Below are 21,898 nucleotides of genomic sequence, written 5' to 3'. Positions count from 1 at the left end.
TAACCTTGGCACAATCTCTTGATGATATCGTAAGAGTCAACGTGACCGTGTCTCCTACTGCGCAGAGTGCCGGAACATTTAATATTGGGCTGATTGTCGGAACATCCTCAGTCATTTCGGCAACTGACCGCGTAAAAATCTATTCAAGTGTTGCAGATATGAAGTCAGGTGGATGGACAGGAACAGAACCGGAATATGCGGCTGCAACACTCTATTTCAGCCAAAACCCTACTCCATCAAAAGTGGTAATCGGTCGATGGGATGAAACTGGCAGCGAGACGGCTGTTGAGGCTGTAGATGCATGCCGCGCTGCAAATAACGACTGGTACGCATGTTATGTAGTAGATGCAGTAAAAGCAGAGATTACAGCGGTAGCTGCTGCTGTAGAAGCAATGAAACCAGAGTCTGTGTATTTTTACACAACAACAGATGCCGATGTTGCAAGCGGAACAGCAGGAAACATCATGGAAACCCTTAAAAGTGCGAGCTACAAACGTACCTTTGGCATTTACAGCAAAACTGCTCATGCAGGAGCTGCCGCCATGGGAGAAGCAATGGGGCTGAATACTGGTGGAGCTAACTCATCATTCACCTTGGCTTATAAAACGCTGGTAGGAGTTGCTCCAGAAGCTCTGAGCACTACGCAAGTCAATTACATCTTGGGCGTAAACGGAAACGTCTTTACGACGTATGGACCAAGTTATCAACTGCTGGTGCAAGGCACGATGGCAGATGGAACACACTTCGATGAAGTGCTGAACTTGGACATGCTGACTGCTGAAATCCAAATCGGAGCTACAAACGCATTGGTGCAAGCTGGAAAGATTCCTCAAACAGAAGACGGACTTTCGCTCTTTATCAGCGCTATTGAGGATCAATGCGAGAAATCAGTAACTCGTGGCGCGTTAGCTCCTGGTGTTTGGAACGCAAACCCTGTCTTGACATTGCAAAAAGGCGACGTCTTGACCAAGGGTTATTTGGTGTTGGCAGAAAGCATCGCAAGCCAATCCCAGGCAGATCGTGAAGCAAGGAAAGCTCCACTTATTTATGTGCCAGTTAAATTGGCCGGAGCAATTGAGCATGCAGTTATCGGCGTTATAGTAAATCGATAGGAAGGAGGAATAGAGTATGTCCTACTCAACTTATAGCTTTGCAGATGTATCCATGGTCATTTCTCACCCGTCTATGGGGCAATATGTGGCAACTGGCAACGGTTTGGGGAGCATTTCAACATCGATGACAACGGACAGATCCTCTCACGATGTAGCTGCGGATGGGTCGATTATGGTATCCAAAATCATGGGTCGAAACGGAACGCACGCTATTTCCGTTCAGCAAACATCCGAACTAAATAAATGGCTATTGAAACTGTACAACTACCTGGAGCAAGCCCCTACGAATCAGTGGGCACAAGTCAAAATCACGATTCGTTCACCCGCAATGCAGGATATGATTCGCTCCACAGGTGTTTCGTTCCAAAAGCTTCCTGACCGACCATATCAATCTCAAGGACAACAGGTAACATGGAACTTGATGGCTGCGGATGTTGACATGACAGTTTCTTAATAATGGGCCAAGTCATGGCCCTTTTTAATTTGAGGAGGAATTGATATGCAAATTAAACATAAAGACGTGCAAATCGGAGAACGTACTTTCCGGATCAAAAAGTTCCCCGCCAGAACAGGATCATTTGTATTGATCAAAGTAACAAAAATTCTCGCGCCTCTCTTCGCTGGGATCAAGATGAACAACGCTAAATCTCTAGAGGGCGTTAACGTTGACGACATCAATATTTCTGGTGCGATCGAACAACTATCCAATATCTCTGAGCAAGATTTCAACTATCTGCAAGAACAGGCGTTAAAGGTATGCTTTGAACTACTACCAGCTGGACCAGCGCCTGTCATGAACGAAAATGGAATGTTTGGCGTCCAGGACATGGAGGATGACACAGCAACGGTCATGGCTTTGATGGTACATGCCTTGGCGTTCAATGTGACAAGTTTTTTTCAAGGAAGCGGTTTACAGGGGCTGGTGGCGGGATTGGTTTCGAACCAGCGAGGCTAATTAATGTTGACGAATTTGCATATGCACCAGTCATGGCAAAGATATGGAACCACCGGGACTTGATTGAGGATGTATTTGATATTGACGACTTGTTGGACGCTCACGAAATGATGGAAGTGGAAGCTGAGAATTCAAGAAGGGCGAAAGCAGCTGCCGAATTGCAAGGAGGTGGGATGTTGCCGTGATCAATGTAATTAAGGAATATCTAGTCTCATTAGGAATGTCTGTAGATCAAAAGTCTTTTGATCAAGCTGACAAAGCAATTGAAACTTTAGAAGAAGGCGTAAAGAGTTTTGCAAGTTCTACGGTCAAAAGCTTTGCTGTTGCAGGAACGGCAATAGCCACCACGATAGCAACTGCTAATGTCGCTATTGCAAAATTTCTTGGCAATTTGGCGCAAGCTGACTTGGAGAACGAAAAGTTTGCTACACGGATGTGGATTTCAAAGGACGCTGCTGCATCGCTGAATAACACTTTGAAAGCCATGAACGCAACGATTGAGGACCTTTACCTCAGTCCAGAATTGCTTCGAAACTTCCAGCAATTGCGAGCTACAATCAACGAAATGAAGCCGCCTCCTGAATTTCAGAACCAAATGAAGACGATCCGATCCATTAAATTCGAATTCCAACGGATGCGCTTGGAAGCTACATATGGGCTTCAATGGATTGGATTTTACCTGTTTAAGTATCTTGAGGGACCGATTAAGAACATCAAAAAAGGGTTCGGCGGATTAAATAATGCGATCATAAAGAGCATGCCGAAATGGACCAAAGATATTGCGCAATTCCTAAGCTGGTTTGTCCGATTAGGGATTGCAATGACCAAAGCCGGAAGAGATATTCTACGGCTTTTTATGATGCTGGGGGAACAAGTTCCTACATCGATTAAAGTGATTACTACAGCTCTGTTAGGGCTGTTTATCGCAATTAAAGCACCATTCATCGGAATCAGCTTATTAATCACAGGCATACTCCTGTTGCTTGATGATTTCTATACGTATGTTGAGGGCGGAAACAGTGCGTTTGGTCCTCTGTGGAAGAAAATAATCGACTTCTACAAGATGCTAAAGGATACGGGTGTAATCGACCGATTTGGACGCGCTTTCGATCAGGTAATGCAAACCATTGACCGATGGATAAAACGTGCCGCGGAGGGCATAGGATCGTTTATCCAGCGACTTAATGAACGAGGCTATCTTGAGTCGTTGCAAAGGTCGTTTGAGTCTGCATTCGATTTGATCTACAAGATTGTAAAAGGATTTGCAGATTGGGTATTTGCTTTCTTTGATGAGTTGAATAATGATGGAATCCTGTCTGGATTGCTCGAGTCGGTACTTGATTTGAGTCAGGTAATTATCGAAACGATTGGTTGGGTAGCTGACCTGGTTTCTCAATTCCTTGAATTAGATGAAGTTCAAGTTATCTTAGAAGGACTCAGCAATTTTATTTCTGGGACGTTGAGGTTTGCGCTCGAAGGAATCAAAAACACCCTTGATTCTGTTGTAGCTACTCTAAGACTCGCGAAAGCATGGGTATCTGGTGATGATGTGGGAATTGATAAGGCGTTAGGGGATTTTGTCGAATTGAAAAAGCGACAAGATTCCTTTGCAGATCACTATGGCGGAAAGGTCAAGGACTTTTTCAACTTCATGGTTGCTGATGATAAAGCGCCTAATCCATTTTTGAGCAATACAACCACCGCGGGGGCAGACAAGCAAAACGATAAATTAAACGCTAGTATTAACAACCTACCAAGGGGATTGGAACCTGCTTTTAAGAAGGCTCTAAACGAATCCGAGTTTATTAAAGGGCTCAAGAGTTACAATCTCGACCTAAAGAATGGTCTAACACTACTGGCTGGAGCAATCAATCCAGAGGTGTTCGAGCGTTACCAGGCGCTTTCTACTGGAACGTATGCTGGCAACTATATGTACTCAACAAACTCAAATCAGACCATTATTCAAAATGAAAATAAACCAGTATTCCATATTACCAGTACTGATCCAAAATCAGCAGCTCAGGAGGCTAATCAACAATGGTCTCAATGGTCGGGCTTGAATATCCGCAATATGAAATCAATCTTTGGATAAGGGAGGAAGAGCAATGAATCCCCTATTAGATTTGAGCAGCAAACCAATCGCCTCCCTTGTCTACCTCAAGACAAACATTGGTGGTTGGTTTTTTGATGCTATTTTACGATCAACACATACTAGCCGTTTGAATATCACGCAACACCCAGTTCAAACGGGGGCTGCATTAACAGATCATGCTTTTCTTCAGCCTAAAGAAGTAAGTATGGAGATAGGCATGTCTGACACAGCAACAAGCTTGATTCCGGGGCAATTTACAGGTGGGTGGAGTCGATCGGTTCAAGCCTTCAAGGTGCTCCAGGAATTGCAGGCACTACGCGTGCCATTACAGGTACATTCACGGCTTGGGCTATATCAAAACATGCTGATTGAGGAGATATCAGCACCTGATGATTACACGACCCTGTATGCATTGCGTTGCACAGTATTATTACGTGAGATAATGGTTGCACAAGTAAGAACAGTGAAAATAAGCGCAAAAGCAGCTGTTACAAGTCAAGCAAATCGCGGAAAAGTTGAACCTGTGAAGCCAAATGAATCTGTTATCCGTCAAGTGACCCAATTGCTTTCTGGAGGGTAGAAGATGCCAACAACGATTTTGCCAATTATCCCTGGTATGAATCAAACGTTCACTTGTACATTACCTGTTGACAATAGAAACATTACATTGGATTTTTCATTGACTTACAATGCACTAGGTGGTTATTGGTTTATGTCTATAACTGATCATTTAACTGGAACGTTGTTGATTGACTCCCTTCCAATCCTTCTAGGAAAATACCCTGCCGCAAACTTATTAGAACAATTTAGTTATCTTGGCATTGGAAGCGCAACTTTAATCTCTACATCAGGTAATGATGATATGCCTACCTTTGATTCACTGGGTAAAAACCATTTGGTTGTTTGGGGAGATAGCCCCTAGAAAATTTGCTTTGCTCGACAATTTTTGACAAAAAATCTATAACCTCTATGATACTCTTACCATGACTAAAATTAGGTGGTGGGGACATGCATTTTAAATTGCTTGTTTCGATAATAATGATGATTGCTTTTACAATGACGTCCGCAGGAGTAGTAAGTGCAGAAACTTCTTCCCTTATATCAAAAGAGCAAATACAGATACCAGACAGTGTCAAAAACCTAGAGGATCTTGTTGAATTTTTGCAATCCAAGGGCGTCGTTAATTCAAGCAATGACCTTTTGAATTACATGAAAAATAATAAGCAGATAATTCTTAAATTAAATCCAAGTATCATTGATTATGCATTCACGTATAGATTGTACGCGGAAACGAATACCCCAATTCGAGATGATGGTTCAATCAAGATCACACATAAAACCGAGGCAAAAGGGCTACAGGTATGGGTTGTGCCATTCACACTAACAAATGTTAGTTCTGAAACACCAGAGGTCAATAAAGACAATTTTGCTTTGGTGCCCAAAAACATAATTGAAGGAAACGAATTAGACATATTGGCCATCAAGCCAGAATATATCATGGATGCTGCGAATGGAAATATACTCGGAAATTTTGAATTTCCTACTAATAGCGAAGTACACTTAAATGCGGTGTTTTATGTACATCCAACTACATCAGAACAAAACGTTAATATGCGAATATATGATGGCAAAGATCATGCGGACATCAGCATTTCAAAAGAATGAATACAATGATTATCATTTCGAAAACGCTCCTTTTAGGGGCGTTTTTCTTTTCGTCAAGTTTTGGGGGTGGTTATGTGGGAGATATCCGGAACATCGCTATATATGAAGCGCAAGTACAAGGTGTTGATCTTCCGATTGTTCTAGCTACACTGGAGGCCGAAACCAACTTTACCAACAAAACAGGGGACAACGGAAACGCATTAGGTCCTGGTCAAGTATGGCCAAAATGGCACACTGAATCATTCAAAGCAATCGCATCTCGAATGCATTTAGCATGGCCTTCTACTTTACAACAGCAAACAGCATTAGTGTTGAGTAATGACCATTTTGCTACTGCGGTAGCTGTAAAAGTCATTGGACGAGCATGGAAAGCATCTAAACAGAATTTCCGGGAGTTTTCACTTCAATATGTTGGTCCAAAGATACCAGATCGAGATTATCAGCGTAGATTAAACATTTACCTGAAGTACGCGAATGGAGAAGCTGCAAACGCTGCTAATACCGCCTATACGCCGGGGATGAATACGGATGCGAATACGACTGGGCAGACAGGAAACGTCCAAGCGGGCTTAGGTCCTATCAATGATGCATTCATTCCAACAACAAATTATGGTGTGGTTGCAAACAGTCAGCGGAATGGGAATGTTCTATATGGACGTCGTTATCGTGTGCTTGTTGCTAACGCAAAAGGAACTGCTATTGACGTATCTGATCTCAGATGCACTTTTGAGGTTTACAAAACCATGTTTCAGCCTCAATTTTCTAATGTGACAATATACAACTTAAATGTTGAAACCGAGAATCAACTCATCAATGAAGGGGACACAATCTATATTGAATCAGGATATGAAGGAGAACAATATGGATTAATTTTCATGGGGGATGTTGTTCAGGCCATTCGAGGCAAAGAGGATGGTGTGACATATAAACTGACTCTTAATTCTCTTGATAGCGACAGAGCCTTGAATCTCGGGCCATTCGTCGCTTTTTCTACAGCTAAGGGGTTAACAGCAAGGGATATCATCGGAAATGTGGCAAGTAAAGCCCGAATACCTATGCAACTTGGGACTATCTCGGAAGGTTTGTCAGAGGCTAAATTAACGCGAGGCAAAGTGTTTTTCGGTAAATCGCAAGACTATCTGCGACAAGTAGCAAAATCAAATGCTGCGACATTTTACACGGAAGACGGCAAAGTAAACATCATCAAGGCAACTGATTATCCTAAAAACGAAATTGTTGATTTAGCCCCCGAATCTGGACTGATTGGAACTCCGATGCAAAGTGACTACGGTGTTGCTTTCAAATGTTTGCTAAATCCACGTTTGAGATTAAATTCACTTGTCCGCATCAATAATCAATTGATTCAAGCACACACTTTTCAATTTGGGCAAATTCCTCGTTCGCTTGATACAGCAGGGATTTACCGAATAGTGGAACTTCGTCACAGCGGAGATACACGAGGTGACAACTGGTACACAGAGTGTACAACCGTCTCGCAAGCTGGAGGGTTTATTCCAGGTTTGCTTGTATCACCAAATGCAAATCCTTGGGGGAGTTAGTATGCCTGTTCCAATAAATGAAAGACTTAAAAACAATGAGATTGAATTCAATAACGTATTAATGGACCGGATATTTAATCAACTGCGAGTCAGTGTGCCAGGCATCATCCAAGAATTTGACCCAGTCACTCAGACGGCTACTGTTCAAGTTGCTCTTCGTGAACATGTACGGCAGGAAAACTTAGAGTATCAATGGGTTCCAATTCCGTTATTGTTGGATGTTCCGGTTCAATTCCCTAGAGGTGGTGGATATGTCCTCACATTCCCTGTCAAACAAGGAGATGAATGCCTTGTCGTCTTTTCTGATATGTGCATTGATGCTTGGTTTTCCAATGGTGGCGTGCAAAACCAGATTGATAAACGTAGACATGACTTGTCAGATGCAATCGCCATTCCTGGATTATGGAGCCAGCCGAATAAGGTGGAGCAGTATTCAACGAAGCATGTTGAATTACGAAATGAAAAACGTACAATGTTCATTCGAATCACTGATGAGGAAGAGGATGCAATCGATATAGTGGCTCCAGCGATCCGCATAAACGGTAAAAACATCACGAATCAAACTGACTATACCAACTGGATAAATGGAGGGGGTCAAGTGGATCAATGAGATATCGGCCACTCGAAAATGGTGATTACACAATGAGCAAACCATGGTTGATTGATGCCGCAGCAGTCGGACAAGCGATTAAAACCAGGCTTTTGCTGTTGCAAGGGGAATGGTGGGAACAACAGGATGATGGACTACCACTCTTTCAAAATATCTTAGGAACTCGTGGAGATCAGAGGGAATTGCAACAAGTAGATTTGTTGGTTCAAGAAAGAATACTAGGGACACCAAACGTCGCAAATATCATAGAGTTTCAAAGTTCATACGCAAACCGGACCTATTCATTTCGAGGGGAAGCTGAAACAACATTTGGCGTGACAATCCCAATAGGTTATACATTCTGACGAAAGGAGGATAAACATGGCTTACTTCGCACCTTATATAGACGAGAGTGGATTCCATATGCCGACATATCAGGATATTCGAGATGATTTGATTGCTCAAGCGAAACAAATTTTTGGACAAGATGTTTATCTTGGAAACGATAGTCAAGATTATCAGTTGATTTCTGCATTCTCGAATAAAATTTATGATGCTCTCCTTGCTGCACAAGCCGCCTATAACAGTCGAGGTCCATCTACCGCCGTAGGAACAGGATTGGATGTAGTCGTGGGTATAAATGGCATCAAGCGAAGTGGACAATCAGCATCTACGGCACCAGTAGTTTTAAGTGGCACTCCAGGCACTGTCATTACGCAAGGCATTGCAAGAGATGAAAACGGGATGAAGTGGAATCTCTTGTCACCAGTTACCATTGGATCAAATGGGACTGTATCTACTGTGGCAACATGCCAAACATTTGGTGCTATTTATTCACCTGCAAATACGATCAAGTATATCGAAACCCCAACTTTAGGTTGGACGAGTATTACAAATCCGGTAGATGCAACGCCGGGAACCGATGTTGAAAGCGATCCTAAATTACGAACAAAACAAGCAGTAAGTACTGCGAATCCAAGTCGTAGCGTGCTCGAAGGCATAAAAGGGGCCGTGGCGAACGTTAGTGGCGTTACACGGTTTGAAGTATACGAGAACGATACAGGACAAACCAACGCAATGGGGCACCCCGAGCATTCCATCACAACCGTTGTAGAAGGTGGATCTGACCAAGATATCGCAGAGGCCATTGCTACAAGAAAAACTCCTGGTGGCTATACAAACGGAACAACAGAGGTAGACATAACAGACCGATATGATCAAATTACGCCAATTCGATTTTATCGTCCTACCTATGTTGATATTGATGTTGTCGTTAATGTCAAGAAACTATCTGGATATACAAATCAGACAACAGAAGACATGAAAAGCTATGTAGCTGATTACATCAACAGTTTATTCCTAGGTAATAACTTGACTTTATCCAGCTTATGGGGTGCCGCATTACAGGCAAACCGAATTCCGACAAGTCCGTACTTTTCGATTACTGGCTTAACTGCTGCTAAATCCGGACAGCCACAAGGAACGGCAGACATCGTGTTGCTATTTAACGAAGCTGCGCGAGGATCGGCAGCACACGTAACCGTAAACGTCACATAAGGAAGGTGATTACGTGGCGATTCAACCGTATTTAGACCTGATTACATCAGAACATTACAACCGCCCAAAATTCATGTCATGGCTATCAGCACTCCTGCAAAAAGCTGATGACGCTGAGATAATATCTAATATCATCCCGAGCGCATTTGATGTTGAAAATGCAGTCGGTGTACAACTGGATACGTTAGGCGAATTAATTGGCAGGACAAGGTTCCTGCCTTTTCAATTGGCGGATGGATCATCCCCTGTCCTAGATGATCACAATTACCAAATTGCTCTAAAAGCAAAAATTGCACAAAACCAATGGGATGGCACTGTTCCTGAGATTTATGACATGTGGGATAGCCTTTTTCCAGATGCACAATTGATGATTACTGACAATCAGGATATGACCATGAAAGGTACGATACGTGGCGACCTTGGTTTGCAGAGTGTGGAACTAATCACAGTCGGTTACATCATCCCAAAACCCTCTACAGTGCGTTTGAATGTGGCATGGCAAACTGAGTTAACTAGGCGAGATTATCTCGGGATGATTGTCACAATGAGAGATACAACACAACTCACTTTTCCAAATCCGGAATAATGAAAGGAGGCGTAACCATTGGCACAGTACATTACGATGGTCATTACGGAGTTAGGCAAGATCCTGTATGCCAAATCACAGACAGGAAAACCGCTTGTCTATACAAAAATGGGGATTGGTTCGGGGCAAGTCAATGGCGATCCAAGTAATTTGACACAGCTTATACAACCAATCGGATATTTTCCGATTAGTTCATTTGCGATCAATGGTGACACTGCACAAATCAAAGCAGTTTTTGAGAATTCAAATATCAATCAGATTACTTTCTCCTGTGAACTTGGAATTTTCGCAAATGACCCTGATTATGGGGAAATCCTATATGCATACGCAAATGCTGGACCAAACGGGGATTATATCCCACCAATTATCGCTGGTTCTTATTCTCGTGAATTTCAGATCAATGTTGCTGTGGGAAATGCAACATCAGTTACTGCGAATATCCTACCTACTGCTTATGTGACAGTATCGGACTTCAATGCACACGTAAACAACACAAACATCCATATTCCACGATCGGAATTTGAATCTGCAATCAACAATCTGCAAAACCAAATCGATACAATCAAAGCTACGTTTCCAGATAGTTTCAGTCACAACTTGTTTGATGATGGTTTGGAAACGATTGATGACATCGCGTTGACAAACGGTTACTACAACGCGGCATATTCACGTTTGGAGGTATGAGTATATGAACAATAACCATGCTGATAACGGACAATTGCAGAAGGGAGGCAAGCATCAATGGCAACAGGAGACCTAATTAAACTCGGAACGCTTTATCTTGGTTCGACAAAGAAGGAAAGACCCACAAGACCATGGGGCCCTAACATAACTCCACCAGGAGCTGCCGGACCCGGAAATATACCGCCGCATATGAATTATACATTCTATATAGGAGATACAGATTTTCATGACGCATACAAAATACAATGGCGAGAGGTTAATGATAATGGAAAAAGATTGTTAATCTCAGATAGGGTCATACTTTGGGGTATTACATGGGATGCATTGAATGATCTAGGTTTAGTATTTGGAAAGAATGTTACTATTGATGGTCAACAATATATTTTACGACTACTTACAGGGGGGACTAGCAGACGAGGATCAGATAATTATGCAGGTGGTTCTCCTACGAGTAATGAATGGGATCGCATTATTGTAAACGAGGCAGGAATCAGTGGATTGCCTGTACCTACAAGCTCTGACCTTGACACCACACAAAATAGTTCTGATTTGAATAGCACGCATAATCAGTATTGGAATTGGTTCTATGCTCATACATGGGGGCAAGATGCTACGGCAGGAGGACGAGTTGTAAGAGGTTACAACTCAGCGAGGTACTGTGATGATACAGCTAAATCTTCACAAGCAATGGGTGGATGGCGACCGGTACTTGAGGCATTAAATACGTCACCATCACTTAAACTCACTTCACCACCAGAGAATCTTCTAGGGGCAGATGGTAATTGTGAGGACACAAGTAAGTGGACAAAGAGTTCAGTATATATTTCTTTGACTCTCGATTCTAACAATAAGAAATATGGGAACTACAGTATCAGATACTCTATTTCTGGATACGGCAGCAAGGCTACTGGTGGGTTTTGGAGTCGAGATTTATTAAGTCTTGTTGACAAGAGTCAATACTACATCGCACTGGTAGATGTGAAAAACGGTAATGCTGATGCTGCGTTTTGTAAGGTGTCATTCAGGGCTGACGGTTCTGCCTATAAGGATGGTAATAAACTAACTGATAGTACCAAATTCAATATATCCTATGTAAAAATTTCTCCTACTGATCTCGCTGCTGCTAATGCACTCACTGTATGGGGTGTTGTTACAGCGGACGAAGGGGAATATGCGTATTTTGACGGATTTCGAATATACCAAGTAAGTCAGGATACTTTCAATAAGATAGGCGTTGATCCAGAATACACTGGAGAAAAACTTGGACAAAAATTTCCGTTTACTGATCCAACTATCAATCTTACATTGACGGAAGGGAACACATATGTAATTGCTGGCTCTGCAATAGAATCAGATTCCGGTAACGTTGTAACTGTTTGGTACAAATTCAATAATGGAACTGCTAGGGCGATTAACTCCGGGGTCTCTGACGGAAGTACGCCCATTTCTTTTGCCAAGAACCTAACCTATCGCAATAAACGACTCTGGGATGGCGCTACGGATGTTGTAGGGTATGACTTGGCAGAAGGAACTAACCACACGCTAGATGTTTGGGCACAGGACGATAAAGGTGGTACGTCACCAAACCAAACGAGAACTTTTAAGGTCGTTTGGAATCGTCCTCCAGTTATTTCAGGTACAGATAAAAACTTGGGAACAGTCAGTACTCCTCCATCTGAGAGTTTTAGCGTCACTGACCCAGAAGGGAATCCATTTACCATTGAATATTACCTAGACAATGTACTGTTTAATTCCTTCCCGGGTGTTAACGGTCAAAACTACACCGTAACGATTCCAACAGATAAATGGCTACGCACATCGCTAGCACAGCACCAACTGAAAATTCGGGCTATTGATAATCAAGGAGCCTATTCCGATCGCATCTTTACATTCACTCGTACAGATGACCGAATAGAATTTAAACTCAATTATTCGAATCCTGATGTGAAAAGTTTCTTCACCACCAACCAAAAGGCTAACCGGATACTTGTAACTATGGATGCTGTCATTCCAGTCGGTGCTGTTCTTCTTGTGGAAGCCTGTAATAATGCATATGACACGAATCCCACTTGGGAAAACATTACGAGTCAAGTACAAGCAAAACGTGGATATCATTTCACAAATACAACATCTACGTCAGGCAAGTGGGGAATCAACATTCATTTAAAAGTCACAAAAGGAACTGCAACAGAAACAGTGATTTTAAATGGATTTGGGGGTGCTTTTGATTGATGCAATATCGAAATCCGAAACCAATTACAGAAATCAATGAGGACAACACCAAAGACCCAAGGATAAGAATCGCTCAACTGGAATCTGAGCTTGCGGCAGAAAAAGAAGACAAGCTCATGATTATGGAGGCAACTGCTCAGGTATATGAGGAACTTCTTACTCTTAAATCTCAGATTGGAGGAACTAAATAATGGCAGATATTTACTATAACTTGGTGAAGGCTGGAAGACGAACCATAGATCAAATTCCGGTCCATCTCCAAGCGGAAGTGCAGGGGATGATCGATGCTGAAAACACTACTAACTAACCTTGGTATCTGGCTTATTTCTTTGAAGGGAGGTGATCTTATGGTAGCGATCTATGTAGCGCTGATTATTGCGGGACGTCGTACATTTGAAAGTGTACCTGTGAACCTGCAGCCAGCAGTCAAAATTGATTTAGAGGCACTTGGACTGGGCACAGACGGTATGCCTTTAGAAGGATAAAACTCTTTCCGCAGAATGGAGAGAGTTTTTTTTATAGGGAGCTGCTAACGCAGCTCCCTTATCTTTTGCCCCAAGGGGGTGGAGAGGAAGATGATCTGATGAAGTTCGCTTTAAGCTTAGAAAACGTAGCAACTCCAGCAAATGGATGGGCAGCGACAATAGGAGCAGTAGCAACACCGTTATTTCAATACTTCTATGGAACTGATCGATTGGACATCCTTGTTTTACTATTCTGTATGATTTGTCTTGATTGGATTACGGGCGTGAGAGCTTCTAAAAAGGACAAAACGTATTCATCAGAATACGGCTTGAGTCGTATTCCACGTACGTTGTTTCTCTTTGCATTACCAGCAATAGCAAATCTGCTGGATAAGGTCATGGGCACGCCAGGATTTCTGTTTTATGGGGTCACGTTCGGATTGATATATCACACATGGAACAGCCTAGCCGCAAATGCTCACCGCGCAGGCTGGCCCATGCCGAAGTCCATTGTTAACCTAGTCGGATCAGAGATCAAAGCCAAGGCTGAAAGAGCCGCTCGAAAGGAGAACAAGTGATTATGATTCCTTTGATGAAAGAGTATCGAATAACCAGCCCATATGGTCCTCGTAAGAGCCCTATCACCGAAAGGGAAGAATTCCACACAGGAATTGATCTAGTAAAACCAGCATACGCAAAAATTCAAGCTTTCATTGCTGGGACGGTTGTTTATGCAAACATGGGGCAAACGGGTACTGGAGTCGGCGGTTTTGGAAACACAGTAATCATTAAAGACAAAGACAATTACCTGCATTTGTACGCACACCTCAAAGATTACTGTGTCTCAGTTGGACAGTTCGTTGATCGTGGTCAGGTGATCGGGCGGCAAGGTAACACCGGAAAATCCACAGGCCAACACTTGCATTTTGAGGTTCGGAAAAATGGCCAGAGTTTTGGTTTCGGAAACCATGTACATCCGGTTAAGTACGTCGATGATTTCTATGCGAAGGATTGTTCACAACCGGAGAAAAAACCTGTTGATAACCCTGTGGATAAGGTTTCCGTCGAAATTAACGGTAAGGTACTGCCAGAGCATGGCTACCTCAACAATGGAGTCTCATCCCTGCCTGTACGTGCGGTAGCGGAGGCTGTAGGCGTCACACCAGGATGGTGCCCAGACAGCAAAGCCGTGACAGTCAACGGCAAGCAATTGACCATTATTAACGAAGCAGGAACGTCCTACGCCCCAGCGCGGGAGATTTCGGCGGCTCTTGGGCTACAAGTGGAGTGGATACAAGAGAACAAAACCGTGAAGTTATCGAAAAGGATGTGATTGCAAATGTTAATTGAACAAGTTTTGTATTTCTGGCAGGAGTGGGGCGCATTAATTACCCTACTCGTTTTTGTTGGGGTGCTAATGGCTGCAGATCTGTTCCCGAGGATTATGGGCTATATTGCAGAGGTAGAGAGCCACTTCCCCGGCATGTATAAATACCTTGAGTTGAAAGAACACGCTGTAATTGATCGTTATGACCGCTTGCCAGCACGGATTCGTTCGGGCTTTGCCTTGATTGGAGGTAAAAACGCGTGGGCTAGATTGGTTAAGTGGATGTATAAGTATTTGAGAAAGCGTGTAATCAAAGAGTGAACCACTATGAGCCCTCCTTCCGGTAAAACGGGGGAGGGCTTTTTTATGTTTTGCTATGTGGTATTATTATGAAAAAAAGGAAGAGGGATAACATTCGTGAAAAAACTTCTAATTGCATGTGTAGCTTCGTTGCTCCTGCTATCTGGTTGTGGTGGGGGTACACATGAAACCGAAAAGAAACTCGCAGTCGAGTACGTTAACGTCATGCTTCAAGGAGATGACGAAGAAGCAAAGAAGACTTTCATTCAAAACAACGTACTTCCAGAGGCTCAACCGATTATGACTTTGGCAATGAACATGCAAAGTGATAAATCAAATGTCATCAGTGAGCCGGAAGTTGTGGATGCTGTGGCTCAGGAGAAAGGTGTTATTGTTCTCTTAAGAGGTAAGAAAGCGGACGGAAGTGAGACAGAACAATTGGTCGTGTTTACAGAGGGTAAGGTCATAATGGCACCGAGCAGCGATCCGAATAATGAGATTTTCAAACAGTTGAGAGAAAAATTCAATAAGTAACTGTATTTATGCAGCCTTCTTTTGGAGTAATCCGAGAAGGCTTTTCTATTTTCTGGAGGGATTGTATGATAGATTGAAAGAAAAGGAGAGTGAGAACATGGCATATCACATCCTGAGAGGCACAGAACCTAATTGGACAGAAATGAGATTGCATGACGGTGGTGGATGGGAATCAATGCGGTTTGATGACGGCCCGGGTTACGGTATTATGGCAACTAAAGGACCTGAATGGGAAGTCGTAAAGCTGGATAATGGTCCACGCTGGGGTATGAAAGCAACAGGCCCTGATTGGGAACTAAGCTTGGATGGAGGTTCTGGCTGGCAAATGTTTGGACCACCAGAAGGTGGAGGAAGCCCTATTACATTTGGACCACCTGAATGGGGAGTCACTACATTAATTGTTGGCCCGCCAGAAGGTGGACACAATCCGCTGATTGTTGGACCTCCTGAGAACGACATAGCGGTAGCAGTGCTCCACTAAAAAGTGGGGCTTTCCTTTTTTATCACCTGTCTCCATATTGAGGAGGCGGGTATCATTTTTATATGCTTTTTCCAATCTGCTCCAAGACTTTGATAAAGAGCGGAGAGAGTTGAATAAGCAGATATCCCAAGCCAGAATTTTGAATTGTTGACCACGCTTTTTCAGATTGACCAAACATAAAGAAAAAGCATCCGCCGATCATGACTACTGACGCAACAGGAAGAGAGATGGCCACAAGTATTTGAGTTAATGGATCGAGTGCGTGAGCTAGGACCTGCAAAGTCGCGCCTGCTACAACTTGCGTAGCTGCAGCTGGGATACTTTCGGCTGCACTCGCGTGCAATGCAGGGACTAGAGCAAGTGGCACCATGGACCCTGTCTTTATCAGCGCATCTGTAAGCTTCTTCAGATCGTGCTTTTTAGGCTTCGGAATCTTCCAAGTACCATCCATGAAATCTCGAAACTTGATTACCTCTGTCCTCGCCATCTTGACCACTCCTCACATGATGTCGTTTATCTGGCACACCTCAATAGGCAATCCTTCGCACAACTCCGTAAAGCGCCTGACTCTGCTTCTGCTGACCGTTACAATGTGCAGGGTAGGGAAGTACCCAAACTCGTTTTGAAACAATCCGCGATGGAACATTTCCTTGTAACGCTTTAACTTTGTGCTGTTCTCAGCCATGCTTTGGGTGTTATCGACTTCAAGAAAGTTGTGGCGTTTATTTTTCGTAAATAGAGCATCAGTAACGAGCGTTGTTTTGCCGTCCGTCACCTTAATTTCATTTCGCCAATTGACCGGGCATCCCATGTGAAAGTAGTAATCGTTACGCATGAGTGTGTGTTTGGTTTGTAATGTCCGCCGCACGATTTTCTTTGATCCGATCATTTGCCGACCAACTCGATTGAGATAGTACACTGTGCCATATTCATCTTCTCGGAACGACTGAAGGTATTCTTCCATGCACTTGAGGACCTTTTGGGCGTTCCTGTCGCCGCCTAGACGGTGTAGGCGTTGAATGTGCGACCTACTCAAAAAACCGAATCTGTCCAGACTGTGCAGGATTTGTTCCTGCCTCTCTATGCGTTTCGTGGCGGCTGTCTGCATGGTTCTGCTCCTTTCTAGGATGAATGGTAACGTGTGGCTGCACGATCTTACGAATGGTCTGTGAATCGATAAGAGGAGTCTGGACGATCTGTCTTTTGTCTGCTGTTTGGTAAATAGCTCGACCTTTGATCTCAGGGAGTGTTTCGGCTCCAGTCTCATCCAGGACCACACGAGAGGCCGTAGCTGTCTGCACGCGGAAGCATAGCTTGGCGTCGCTATTTTGTTTGCATTGGCGCGGAATGACGTCACCAGTAGGGTATTGGGTGGCGAGTATTTGCCTATATCCTAAACCTGCCCCCAATCTAGATATCTGGCTCAAATATGTTTGGCAGCGTTCCTTGAGGGCGCGGTCCTCTTTGGAAACAGCCTCGTCAGGGTTTAGTTCTCCGACCTCATCAATGATAATGAAGTGCCTGACCTTCTCTCCGGCTTCCTGAACGTTCCTGTAGCCCTTCTGCTTAATGCCCGATTGTTTACCCCTCATATCCTTAACGAGCGCACACAGAGCCTTCTCGGCTTCTTCTGGCTCCTCTGCATAATGAATTACTTGCTTTGCATTTCGGTAGTCAGAAAACTCCACGCCACCTTTCAAATCGATCAGCGTGAATTGTACGTTGTCCGGCTGCTGAGTTAGTAGAGTGGTGATGATCAGATTCAAAAAGTTACTTTTGCCATATCTCGTGGCGCCCCCAACTACCACGTGGGGGATCTGTTCGAAATCATGATGGATTATCGAGTTACCTTCTCTAATCAAACCAACAGGAACCTGCCAATTGCCAGCTGGATACAATTCCTCAAATTTTACAAGGGAGGGTATCGGCTGATTGTAAACCTTCACCTTGAGTAGCCCATCATACGAAAGTTCCACTTCCTTTTTTGCAGTCTTTTTCTTTGCAAGGAGCGCTTTAAGTTGGGGAAGTAGGGGGCTAGTGAGATTGATGGTTTTTAGGTTCGTAAAAGAAAATTGCAACACTGTCTTGCGGTTGTTCAATCCATCTTGAATATGAGCGAGCTTACTCAGGTAATCCTCAAAGCTGCGGCCCAACGGAATGCGATAACGGTACTCAGTTCCCCATGTGTGATTTACTTTTTTGACGAGCTGCGCGGTATAGGTTTTGTCTTTGTCCTTTACGTTCAATCCAGTCAGAGAAAAAATCTTGTTCAACTTCTCGCTGTCGTTTGTAACTCCAGACTTTTGCAAATGAGCATACAGTGCAACACCTCCCAGCACAGCAGACGAGATCACTTCCAAAATCACCGATCACCAACTCCTTTCACGCCACCTCGTTGTTGTTGTTTCGATAGAAACAGTTGTGGTTAAAACGAACAGATCAGAAGTTTATTGTTCATTGTCATTACTGGTAGTTGTTGTTCGTTTTGCCGTTCAATAGGGAGGCGCATTAAACGAATTGTGGAGCGAAACCAGCAACGAACTGTTTTGGTGTTACTATCTGATGCGATGGTGAATGTCCAATATGACGAATTTCTTCACACATTAACGTATGAAATTATTCGTCCTTGTCCATCATGATTAGTGAGGTGATAAGGATGTTTGGTCTCGGAAAATACAGAACGCCATTCGGAAAATGGCTGGACGATCAAAAGAAAACGTCTGTAGAGTTCGCAAGCGAGAGCGGAGTGCATCGTCAAACTATAGACAGCATGGCAGGCGAGAAGGGTTACGCGCCACGACAGACAACCATTAATAAGGTGTTGAAAGCTGCTAAGAAAGTCGATCCGGAAGCAACATATGAAAAATTGTTTCCACCAATGTGAAAAGCCCTTCTCATTAGAGAGGGCTTTTGTTTTTATATTCTTGATAACTAGTTAGAGTAGGGCTATTGTAGTAGGGGAGAACAGTCATCAAAGGAGACATGTGAGTGAATACTATACTATATCTCTTACTTGGATTCGCAGATATCATCGTTGTACTAGCATTCATATTTAAGCTATTCAGGTTTCCTTTTTGGGACTACAAAAAAGAGTTTATTATAATAGGAACCACATTATCTGCAACTTCGTACCTATTCAGGATTGTTTTACAATTACCCGAAATTGATATGCCTATACAATACGTTCTGTTTATTATATTTTTTCGATACCTTTTAAAGTTTCGAACTGTTAAAGCAGCAATGCTTATAGCAATAGGGATTTTGGCGTTTGATTTGTCTCAACTTATCATAGCTCCATCACTTATTACTCTTGAGTTTGCAACTATTCGAGATGTTTTTCAGTCTACAGGAATGGGTACTTTTATAATACAGGCTGTTAACGATATAGTAATGGCTTTGGTCAGTTGGTTGTTGTATAAATTTAATCTTGGTTTCTCATTTGTCATGCAGCCTCCACACGAACTTAGCTGGAAAACAAGTTATACTGGGTCCAATTTACTTGTCCTAATCGGGGTTATTTTTGCCTCAGCTACTATTCTTGCAGTTTTATACATACTGTTGAACTATTTTAACGAGTTCAAATATGTGATTGGAGTAGGCGTCGCAGCACTCGTCACCTTGTTGATTACCTGCCACAAGAAAGAATTGGAGGACTTATGATCGAGAAGGCAGCAACTCATTTGGCGAATAAAATAAAAGATACTAACCCAGATGAGACAAGCAGCGTAGAAGTTCTTACATATGGTATTGCAATGTCGATGAACCTGATAGGAGTAATAGCCGGATGCTTCATAATGGGCTTGGTTACGGGGCATATAATCGATACATTTACCGCCTTTGCTGCATTTGCATTGCTTCGTCGGTTTTCTGGCGGTTATCATGCGAGATCTTTGAGTCTTTGTCTCGTCGTTTCCGTTGTCGTTTTCACTGTGATTCCACTAATACCAGTAAATAACGAGTCGCTTTTGATTATAAAGCTAATATGCCTTTTGCTTGTTGTTGTATTGGCACCTGCAAATTGCACTGAAAATAATATTTCCGAGAAACTAAAGATACCTTTCAAAGTAATATCTATTTTACTTACTATATGCCTATTACTTATTAACTCACCTATCATTACGCTTGCGGTGTTTTCTCAAGCTGTGTTATTGATAGATATAAAATGGGTAAAGGAGGTGATATTAAAGTGAAACAAAATACAGCAAAGATTTTATCAAAGGTAATCTCTGGAGTCTCAGTTGCTTTTGCTGCTGCTTCGCTTAAGCTGACGATTGGAAGCATGGAAACTCCTCAGGAACTCCGTAAGAAATAAGTGATGACATGATGAATACAGCACGAATCTTTTGCGTAAGGGTTGATAAGAAAGGTGACGAATTTGATTACATGGAGTTTGATCTTACTGAAGACATATTCTATGTATCCATTTATCGACCGAACAAAAATAAGGATGGCATTTTTGTATTGCATACTCGATTTGGGATGTATCATTGGGTGAATACACTTGAAGGGGCGAAGAGGCTATGGCGTGATTACGGTTTCGTAGCTCTAGACAGTGTGAATGTTGTCAATTTGAATAAAATCATCTTTGTTGATCCAGTAACTTGTAAAGTGTATTTTGAGGATGGATCAGCAACAACAGTATCCAACAATAGAACGCACTTCGTTGATCATTTACCAAAGAAGACAGTCCAGTAATAATGGCTGTCTTTTATTTTTGATTCGACATGATACATGATAATCTGACTTTAGTCAACAAAAATTGAACCCCCCCTTCTAAAGCAGATTCGCAAATGCTTTATGAATGATATTATTTTCCATAAATAGGGATAAAAAGGTAGGGAGGGATAGGTGTGATATGAAGAAAGCATTTTGGTTTATTGATGTTGTTTTTTGATGTCATTGCAGAAAAAAAGTTCCTGAAAACGAATACAAATCCCAAAAACAATAGAGTTAATCGATGTAGGAATGACAAACGAATGAGCACCGTCCATTTATAACGGTACAATGCAGAACTTGACTATATGTCAAGTTTCTCCGAGAGGGAGGAGCTAGACAGCTCACTGCCGTTTGCCTTTCTTTACAATAATCCATTCATAAAAATCCTCAGCATGACAGTCGAGGATACGAGCAGCCAAAACAGCATTTTCAAAACTCATCTCGCGCTCTTCAGATAGCCAGCGACTTACAATAGACTCAGACACACCCATGCGACGAGCGAGTTCCGCTGGTTTCATCGTTCGGCTTCTCAGGATTTCAGGCAACCGGCATCTCCCTTTCAGGAGAGCCATAATTACACCTCATCATTTAGCGATATTCATTAGTGATATTTGCAATTAGAACTCCGGGCGAATTATATCATGCCAACATTTGCCTGTAAATGTTAGTTGGTTTTCTAAACAAATTGAGAGGGGAGTCATGAGATGAAAAAATGGTTAGATCCAGCAATTGACAATAGAATTTTAGAAATTATTGAAGAATGTGAAGAGAACACAAGTGAGATGTACAACGAGTTCATTAGACTTCTAGGGCAGGTGGAGAAAAATTATTCCTTTGTTGTTATCAGTGAATTAGAAAATCTTTTTACTTTGAAGACGAGAATGGTTGCCGAAGTAGCATACAGAGCTGGATTTGATGATGGTCTATATGTGGGAAAAAAACTTAACCCCTAAGTTCTTGCCTTAGAGGTTAAAATCTGGAACAATTGTTCAAGTAAATGGTAGAAATCTACCTGTTGTAAAGTTTGCTTTAGCTGTGCAAAGTT

33 protein-coding genes are annotated in these 21,898 nt (G+C 42.6%); 29 read left to right on the top strand and 4 right to left on the bottom strand.

Features of this window, described 5'->3' with window-relative positions:
- The first annotated feature begins 5 nt into the window (after positions 1-5).
- The 23 genes from HP398_RS29670 to HP398_RS29565 all read left to right on the top strand — a co-directional run bounded on the left by HP398_RS29670 (position 6) and on the right by HP398_RS29565 (position 16,137).
- A complete protein-coding gene (locus HP398_RS29670) occupies positions 6-1,112 on the top strand; it encodes a DUF3383 family protein (RefSeq protein WP_173624396.1) in 1,107 nt (368 codons plus the stop codon).
- A gap of 16 nt (positions 1,113-1,128) precedes the next feature.
- A complete protein-coding gene (locus tag HP398_RS29665; protein WP_173624395.1) occupies positions 1,129-1,566 on the top strand; it encodes a tail tube family protein in 438 nt (145 codons plus the stop codon).
- A gap of 45 nt (positions 1,567-1,611) precedes the next feature.
- Complete coding sequence (locus HP398_RS29660) at positions 1,612-2,067, top strand: phage tail assembly chaperone (RefSeq protein WP_173624394.1); 456 nt, start codon at positions 1,612-1,614, stop codon at positions 2,065-2,067.
- 32 nt (positions 2,068-2,099) lie between these two features.
- Positions 2,100-2,252, top strand: a complete 153-nt coding sequence (locus HP398_RS29655; protein ID WP_173624393.1) for a hypothetical protein — start codon at positions 2,100-2,102, stop codon at positions 2,250-2,252.
- Positions 2,249-4,159 (top strand): phage tail family protein, encoded by a 1,911-nt coding sequence (locus HP398_RS29650; RefSeq protein WP_173624392.1) that lies wholly within the window; start codon positions 2,249-2,251, stop codon positions 4,157-4,159. The genes HP398_RS29655 and HP398_RS29650 overlap by 4 nt, the downstream gene beginning before the upstream one ends.
- 13 nt (positions 4,160-4,172) lie before the next feature.
- The gene (locus HP398_RS29645) at positions 4,173-4,739 is read left to right on the top strand and encodes a phage baseplate protein (RefSeq protein WP_173624391.1); all 567 of its coding nucleotides are present in this window, start codon (positions 4,173-4,175) and stop codon (positions 4,737-4,739) included.
- 3 nt (positions 4,740-4,742) lie between these two features.
- Positions 4,743-5,081: a phage baseplate plug family protein gene (locus tag HP398_RS29640; RefSeq protein ID WP_173624390.1), complete on the top strand. Its 339-nt coding sequence runs from the start codon at positions 4,743-4,745 to the stop codon at positions 5,079-5,081.
- 86 nt (positions 5,082-5,167) lie between these two features.
- Positions 5,168-5,824 carry a hypothetical protein gene (locus HP398_RS29635; RefSeq protein WP_173624389.1) on the top strand — a complete coding sequence of 219 codons (657 nt, stop codon included), beginning with the start codon at positions 5,168-5,170 and terminating at the stop codon, positions 5,822-5,824.
- Positions 5,821-7,383, top strand: coding sequence for a phage protein (locus HP398_RS29630; RefSeq protein ID WP_173624388.1), 1,563 nt, complete (start codon positions 5,821-5,823; stop codon positions 7,381-7,383). The genes HP398_RS29635 and HP398_RS29630 overlap by 4 nt, the downstream gene beginning before the upstream one ends.
- 1 nt (position 7,384) lies before the next feature.
- Positions 7,385-7,993, top strand: coding sequence for a Gp138 family membrane-puncturing spike protein (locus HP398_RS29625; protein ID WP_173624387.1), 609 nt, complete (start codon positions 7,385-7,387; stop codon positions 7,991-7,993).
- Positions 7,990-8,337 carry a contractile injection system sheath initiator gene (locus HP398_RS29620; protein WP_173624386.1) on the top strand — a complete coding sequence of 116 codons (348 nt, stop codon included), beginning with the start codon at positions 7,990-7,992 and terminating at the stop codon, positions 8,335-8,337. The genes HP398_RS29625 and HP398_RS29620 overlap by 4 nt, the downstream gene beginning before the upstream one ends.
- A gap of 16 nt (positions 8,338-8,353) precedes the next feature.
- Positions 8,354-9,529: a baseplate J/gp47 family protein gene (locus HP398_RS29615; protein WP_173624385.1), complete on the top strand. Its 1,176-nt coding sequence runs from the start codon at positions 8,354-8,356 to the stop codon at positions 9,527-9,529.
- Positions 9,530-9,542: 13 nt separating this feature from the next.
- Positions 9,543-10,115, top strand: coding sequence for a baseplate wedge 1 family protein (locus HP398_RS29610; protein ID WP_173624384.1), 573 nt, complete (start codon positions 9,543-9,545; stop codon positions 10,113-10,115).
- 18 nt (positions 10,116-10,133) lie between these two features.
- Complete coding sequence (locus HP398_RS29605; RefSeq protein ID WP_173624383.1) at positions 10,134-10,799, top strand: hypothetical protein; 666 nt, start codon at positions 10,134-10,136, stop codon at positions 10,797-10,799.
- A gap of 57 nt (positions 10,800-10,856) precedes the next feature.
- Complete coding sequence (locus tag HP398_RS29600) at positions 10,857-13,031, top strand: hypothetical protein (RefSeq protein WP_173624382.1); 2,175 nt, start codon at positions 10,857-10,859, stop codon at positions 13,029-13,031.
- Entirely contained in the window at positions 13,028-13,222 is a 195-nt protein-coding gene (locus HP398_RS29595; protein WP_173624381.1) for a hypothetical protein, read from the top strand. Before HP398_RS29600 ends, HP398_RS29595 begins: the two co-directional genes overlap by 4 nt.
- Positions 13,222-13,338, top strand: a complete 117-nt coding sequence (locus HP398_RS31075) for a CD1375 family protein (RefSeq protein ID WP_254476458.1) — start codon at positions 13,222-13,224, stop codon at positions 13,336-13,338. The genes HP398_RS29595 and HP398_RS31075 overlap by 1 nt, the downstream gene beginning before the upstream one ends.
- A 40-nt stretch (positions 13,339-13,378) precedes the next feature.
- On the top strand, positions 13,379-13,516 hold the full coding sequence (locus HP398_RS29590) for a CD1375 family protein (RefSeq protein ID WP_173624380.1): 138 nt from the start codon (positions 13,379-13,381) through the stop codon (positions 13,514-13,516).
- Between the two features lie 98 nt (positions 13,517-13,614).
- Positions 13,615-14,073: a phage holin family protein gene (locus HP398_RS29585; RefSeq protein WP_173624379.1), complete on the top strand. Its 459-nt coding sequence runs from the start codon at positions 13,615-13,617 to the stop codon at positions 14,071-14,073.
- Between the two features lie 14 nt (positions 14,074-14,087).
- Positions 14,088-14,828, top strand: coding sequence for a peptidoglycan DD-metalloendopeptidase family protein (locus HP398_RS31275; protein ID WP_217368955.1), 741 nt, complete (start codon positions 14,088-14,090; stop codon positions 14,826-14,828).
- 6 nt (positions 14,829-14,834) lie between these two features.
- Complete coding sequence (locus tag HP398_RS29575) at positions 14,835-15,143, top strand: hypothetical protein (RefSeq protein ID WP_173624377.1); 309 nt, start codon at positions 14,835-14,837, stop codon at positions 15,141-15,143.
- Between the two features lie 96 nt (positions 15,144-15,239).
- Positions 15,240-15,656, top strand: a complete 417-nt coding sequence (locus HP398_RS29570) for a hypothetical protein (RefSeq protein ID WP_173624376.1) — start codon at positions 15,240-15,242, stop codon at positions 15,654-15,656.
- 97 nt (positions 15,657-15,753) lie between these two features.
- Positions 15,754-16,137 (top strand): hypothetical protein, encoded by a 384-nt coding sequence (locus HP398_RS29565; RefSeq protein WP_173624375.1) that lies wholly within the window; start codon positions 15,754-15,756, stop codon positions 16,135-16,137.
- 58 nt (positions 16,138-16,195) lie between these two features.
- Here the strand turns inward: HP398_RS29565 and HP398_RS29560 are convergent, their stop codons facing one another.
- The 3 genes from HP398_RS29560 to HP398_RS29550 are packed head-to-tail and all read right to left on the bottom strand — an operon-like array spanning position 16,196 to position 18,503.
- Positions 16,196-16,624 carry a hypothetical protein gene (locus HP398_RS29560; protein ID WP_173624374.1) on the bottom strand — a complete coding sequence of 143 codons (429 nt, stop codon included), beginning with the start codon at positions 16,622-16,624 and terminating at the stop codon, positions 16,196-16,198.
- 12 nt (positions 16,625-16,636) lie between these two features.
- Positions 16,637-17,245 carry a replication-relaxation family protein gene (locus HP398_RS29555; protein ID WP_217368954.1) on the bottom strand — a complete coding sequence of 203 codons (609 nt, stop codon included), beginning with the start codon at positions 17,243-17,245 and terminating at the stop codon, positions 16,637-16,639.
- Entirely contained in the window at positions 17,166-18,503 is a 1,338-nt protein-coding gene (locus tag HP398_RS29550; protein WP_173624372.1) for an FtsK/SpoIIIE domain-containing protein, read from the bottom strand. The genes HP398_RS29555 and HP398_RS29550 overlap by 80 nt, the downstream gene beginning before the upstream one ends.
- Before the next feature lie 269 nt (positions 18,504-18,772).
- Here HP398_RS29550 and HP398_RS29545 point away from each other — a divergent pair, with 269 nt between their 5' ends.
- The 5 genes from HP398_RS29545 to HP398_RS29530 all read left to right on the top strand — a co-directional run bounded on the left by HP398_RS29545 (position 18,773) and on the right by HP398_RS29530 (position 20,832).
- Positions 18,773-19,021 (top strand): transcriptional regulator, encoded by a 249-nt coding sequence (locus tag HP398_RS29545; protein WP_254476456.1) that lies wholly within the window; start codon positions 18,773-18,775, stop codon positions 19,019-19,021.
- A gap of 104 nt (positions 19,022-19,125) precedes the next feature.
- Entirely contained in the window at positions 19,126-19,797 is a 672-nt protein-coding gene (locus tag HP398_RS29540; protein WP_173624371.1) for a hypothetical protein, read from the top strand.
- Positions 19,794-20,327, top strand: a complete 534-nt coding sequence (locus tag HP398_RS29535; RefSeq protein WP_173624370.1) for an accessory gene regulator B family protein — start codon at positions 19,794-19,796, stop codon at positions 20,325-20,327. Before HP398_RS29540 ends, HP398_RS29535 begins: the two co-directional genes overlap by 4 nt.
- Positions 20,324-20,449 (top strand): hypothetical protein, encoded by a 126-nt coding sequence (locus tag HP398_RS31270; protein WP_256436414.1) that lies wholly within the window; start codon positions 20,324-20,326, stop codon positions 20,447-20,449. The genes HP398_RS29535 and HP398_RS31270 overlap by 4 nt, the downstream gene beginning before the upstream one ends.
- A 71-nt stretch (positions 20,450-20,520) precedes the next feature.
- Complete coding sequence (locus HP398_RS29530) at positions 20,521-20,832, top strand: hypothetical protein (protein ID WP_173624369.1); 312 nt, start codon at positions 20,521-20,523, stop codon at positions 20,830-20,832.
- Between the two features lie 362 nt (positions 20,833-21,194).
- On the opposite strand, the gene HP398_RS29525 is transcribed toward HP398_RS29530, so the two are convergent.
- Entirely contained in the window at positions 21,195-21,425 is a 231-nt protein-coding gene (locus HP398_RS29525; RefSeq protein ID WP_173624368.1) for a helix-turn-helix domain-containing protein, read from the bottom strand.
- 132 nt (positions 21,426-21,557) lie between these two features.
- Here HP398_RS29525 and HP398_RS29520 point away from each other — a divergent pair, with 132 nt between their 5' ends.
- Positions 21,558-21,806, top strand: coding sequence for a hypothetical protein (locus tag HP398_RS29520; RefSeq protein ID WP_173624367.1), 249 nt, complete (start codon positions 21,558-21,560; stop codon positions 21,804-21,806).
- Positions 21,807-21,898: the final 92 nt, after the last annotated feature.

Origin of the sequence: Brevibacillus sp. HB1.4B, from assembly GCF_013284285.1 — a bacterium.
Taxonomy (GTDB): domain Bacteria; phylum Bacillota; class Bacilli; order Brevibacillales; family Brevibacillaceae; genus Brevibacillus; species Brevibacillus porteri.
The sequence above is the reverse complement of the archived record's forward strand: the minus strand, read 5'-3'. Positions and strand labels throughout refer to the sequence as shown.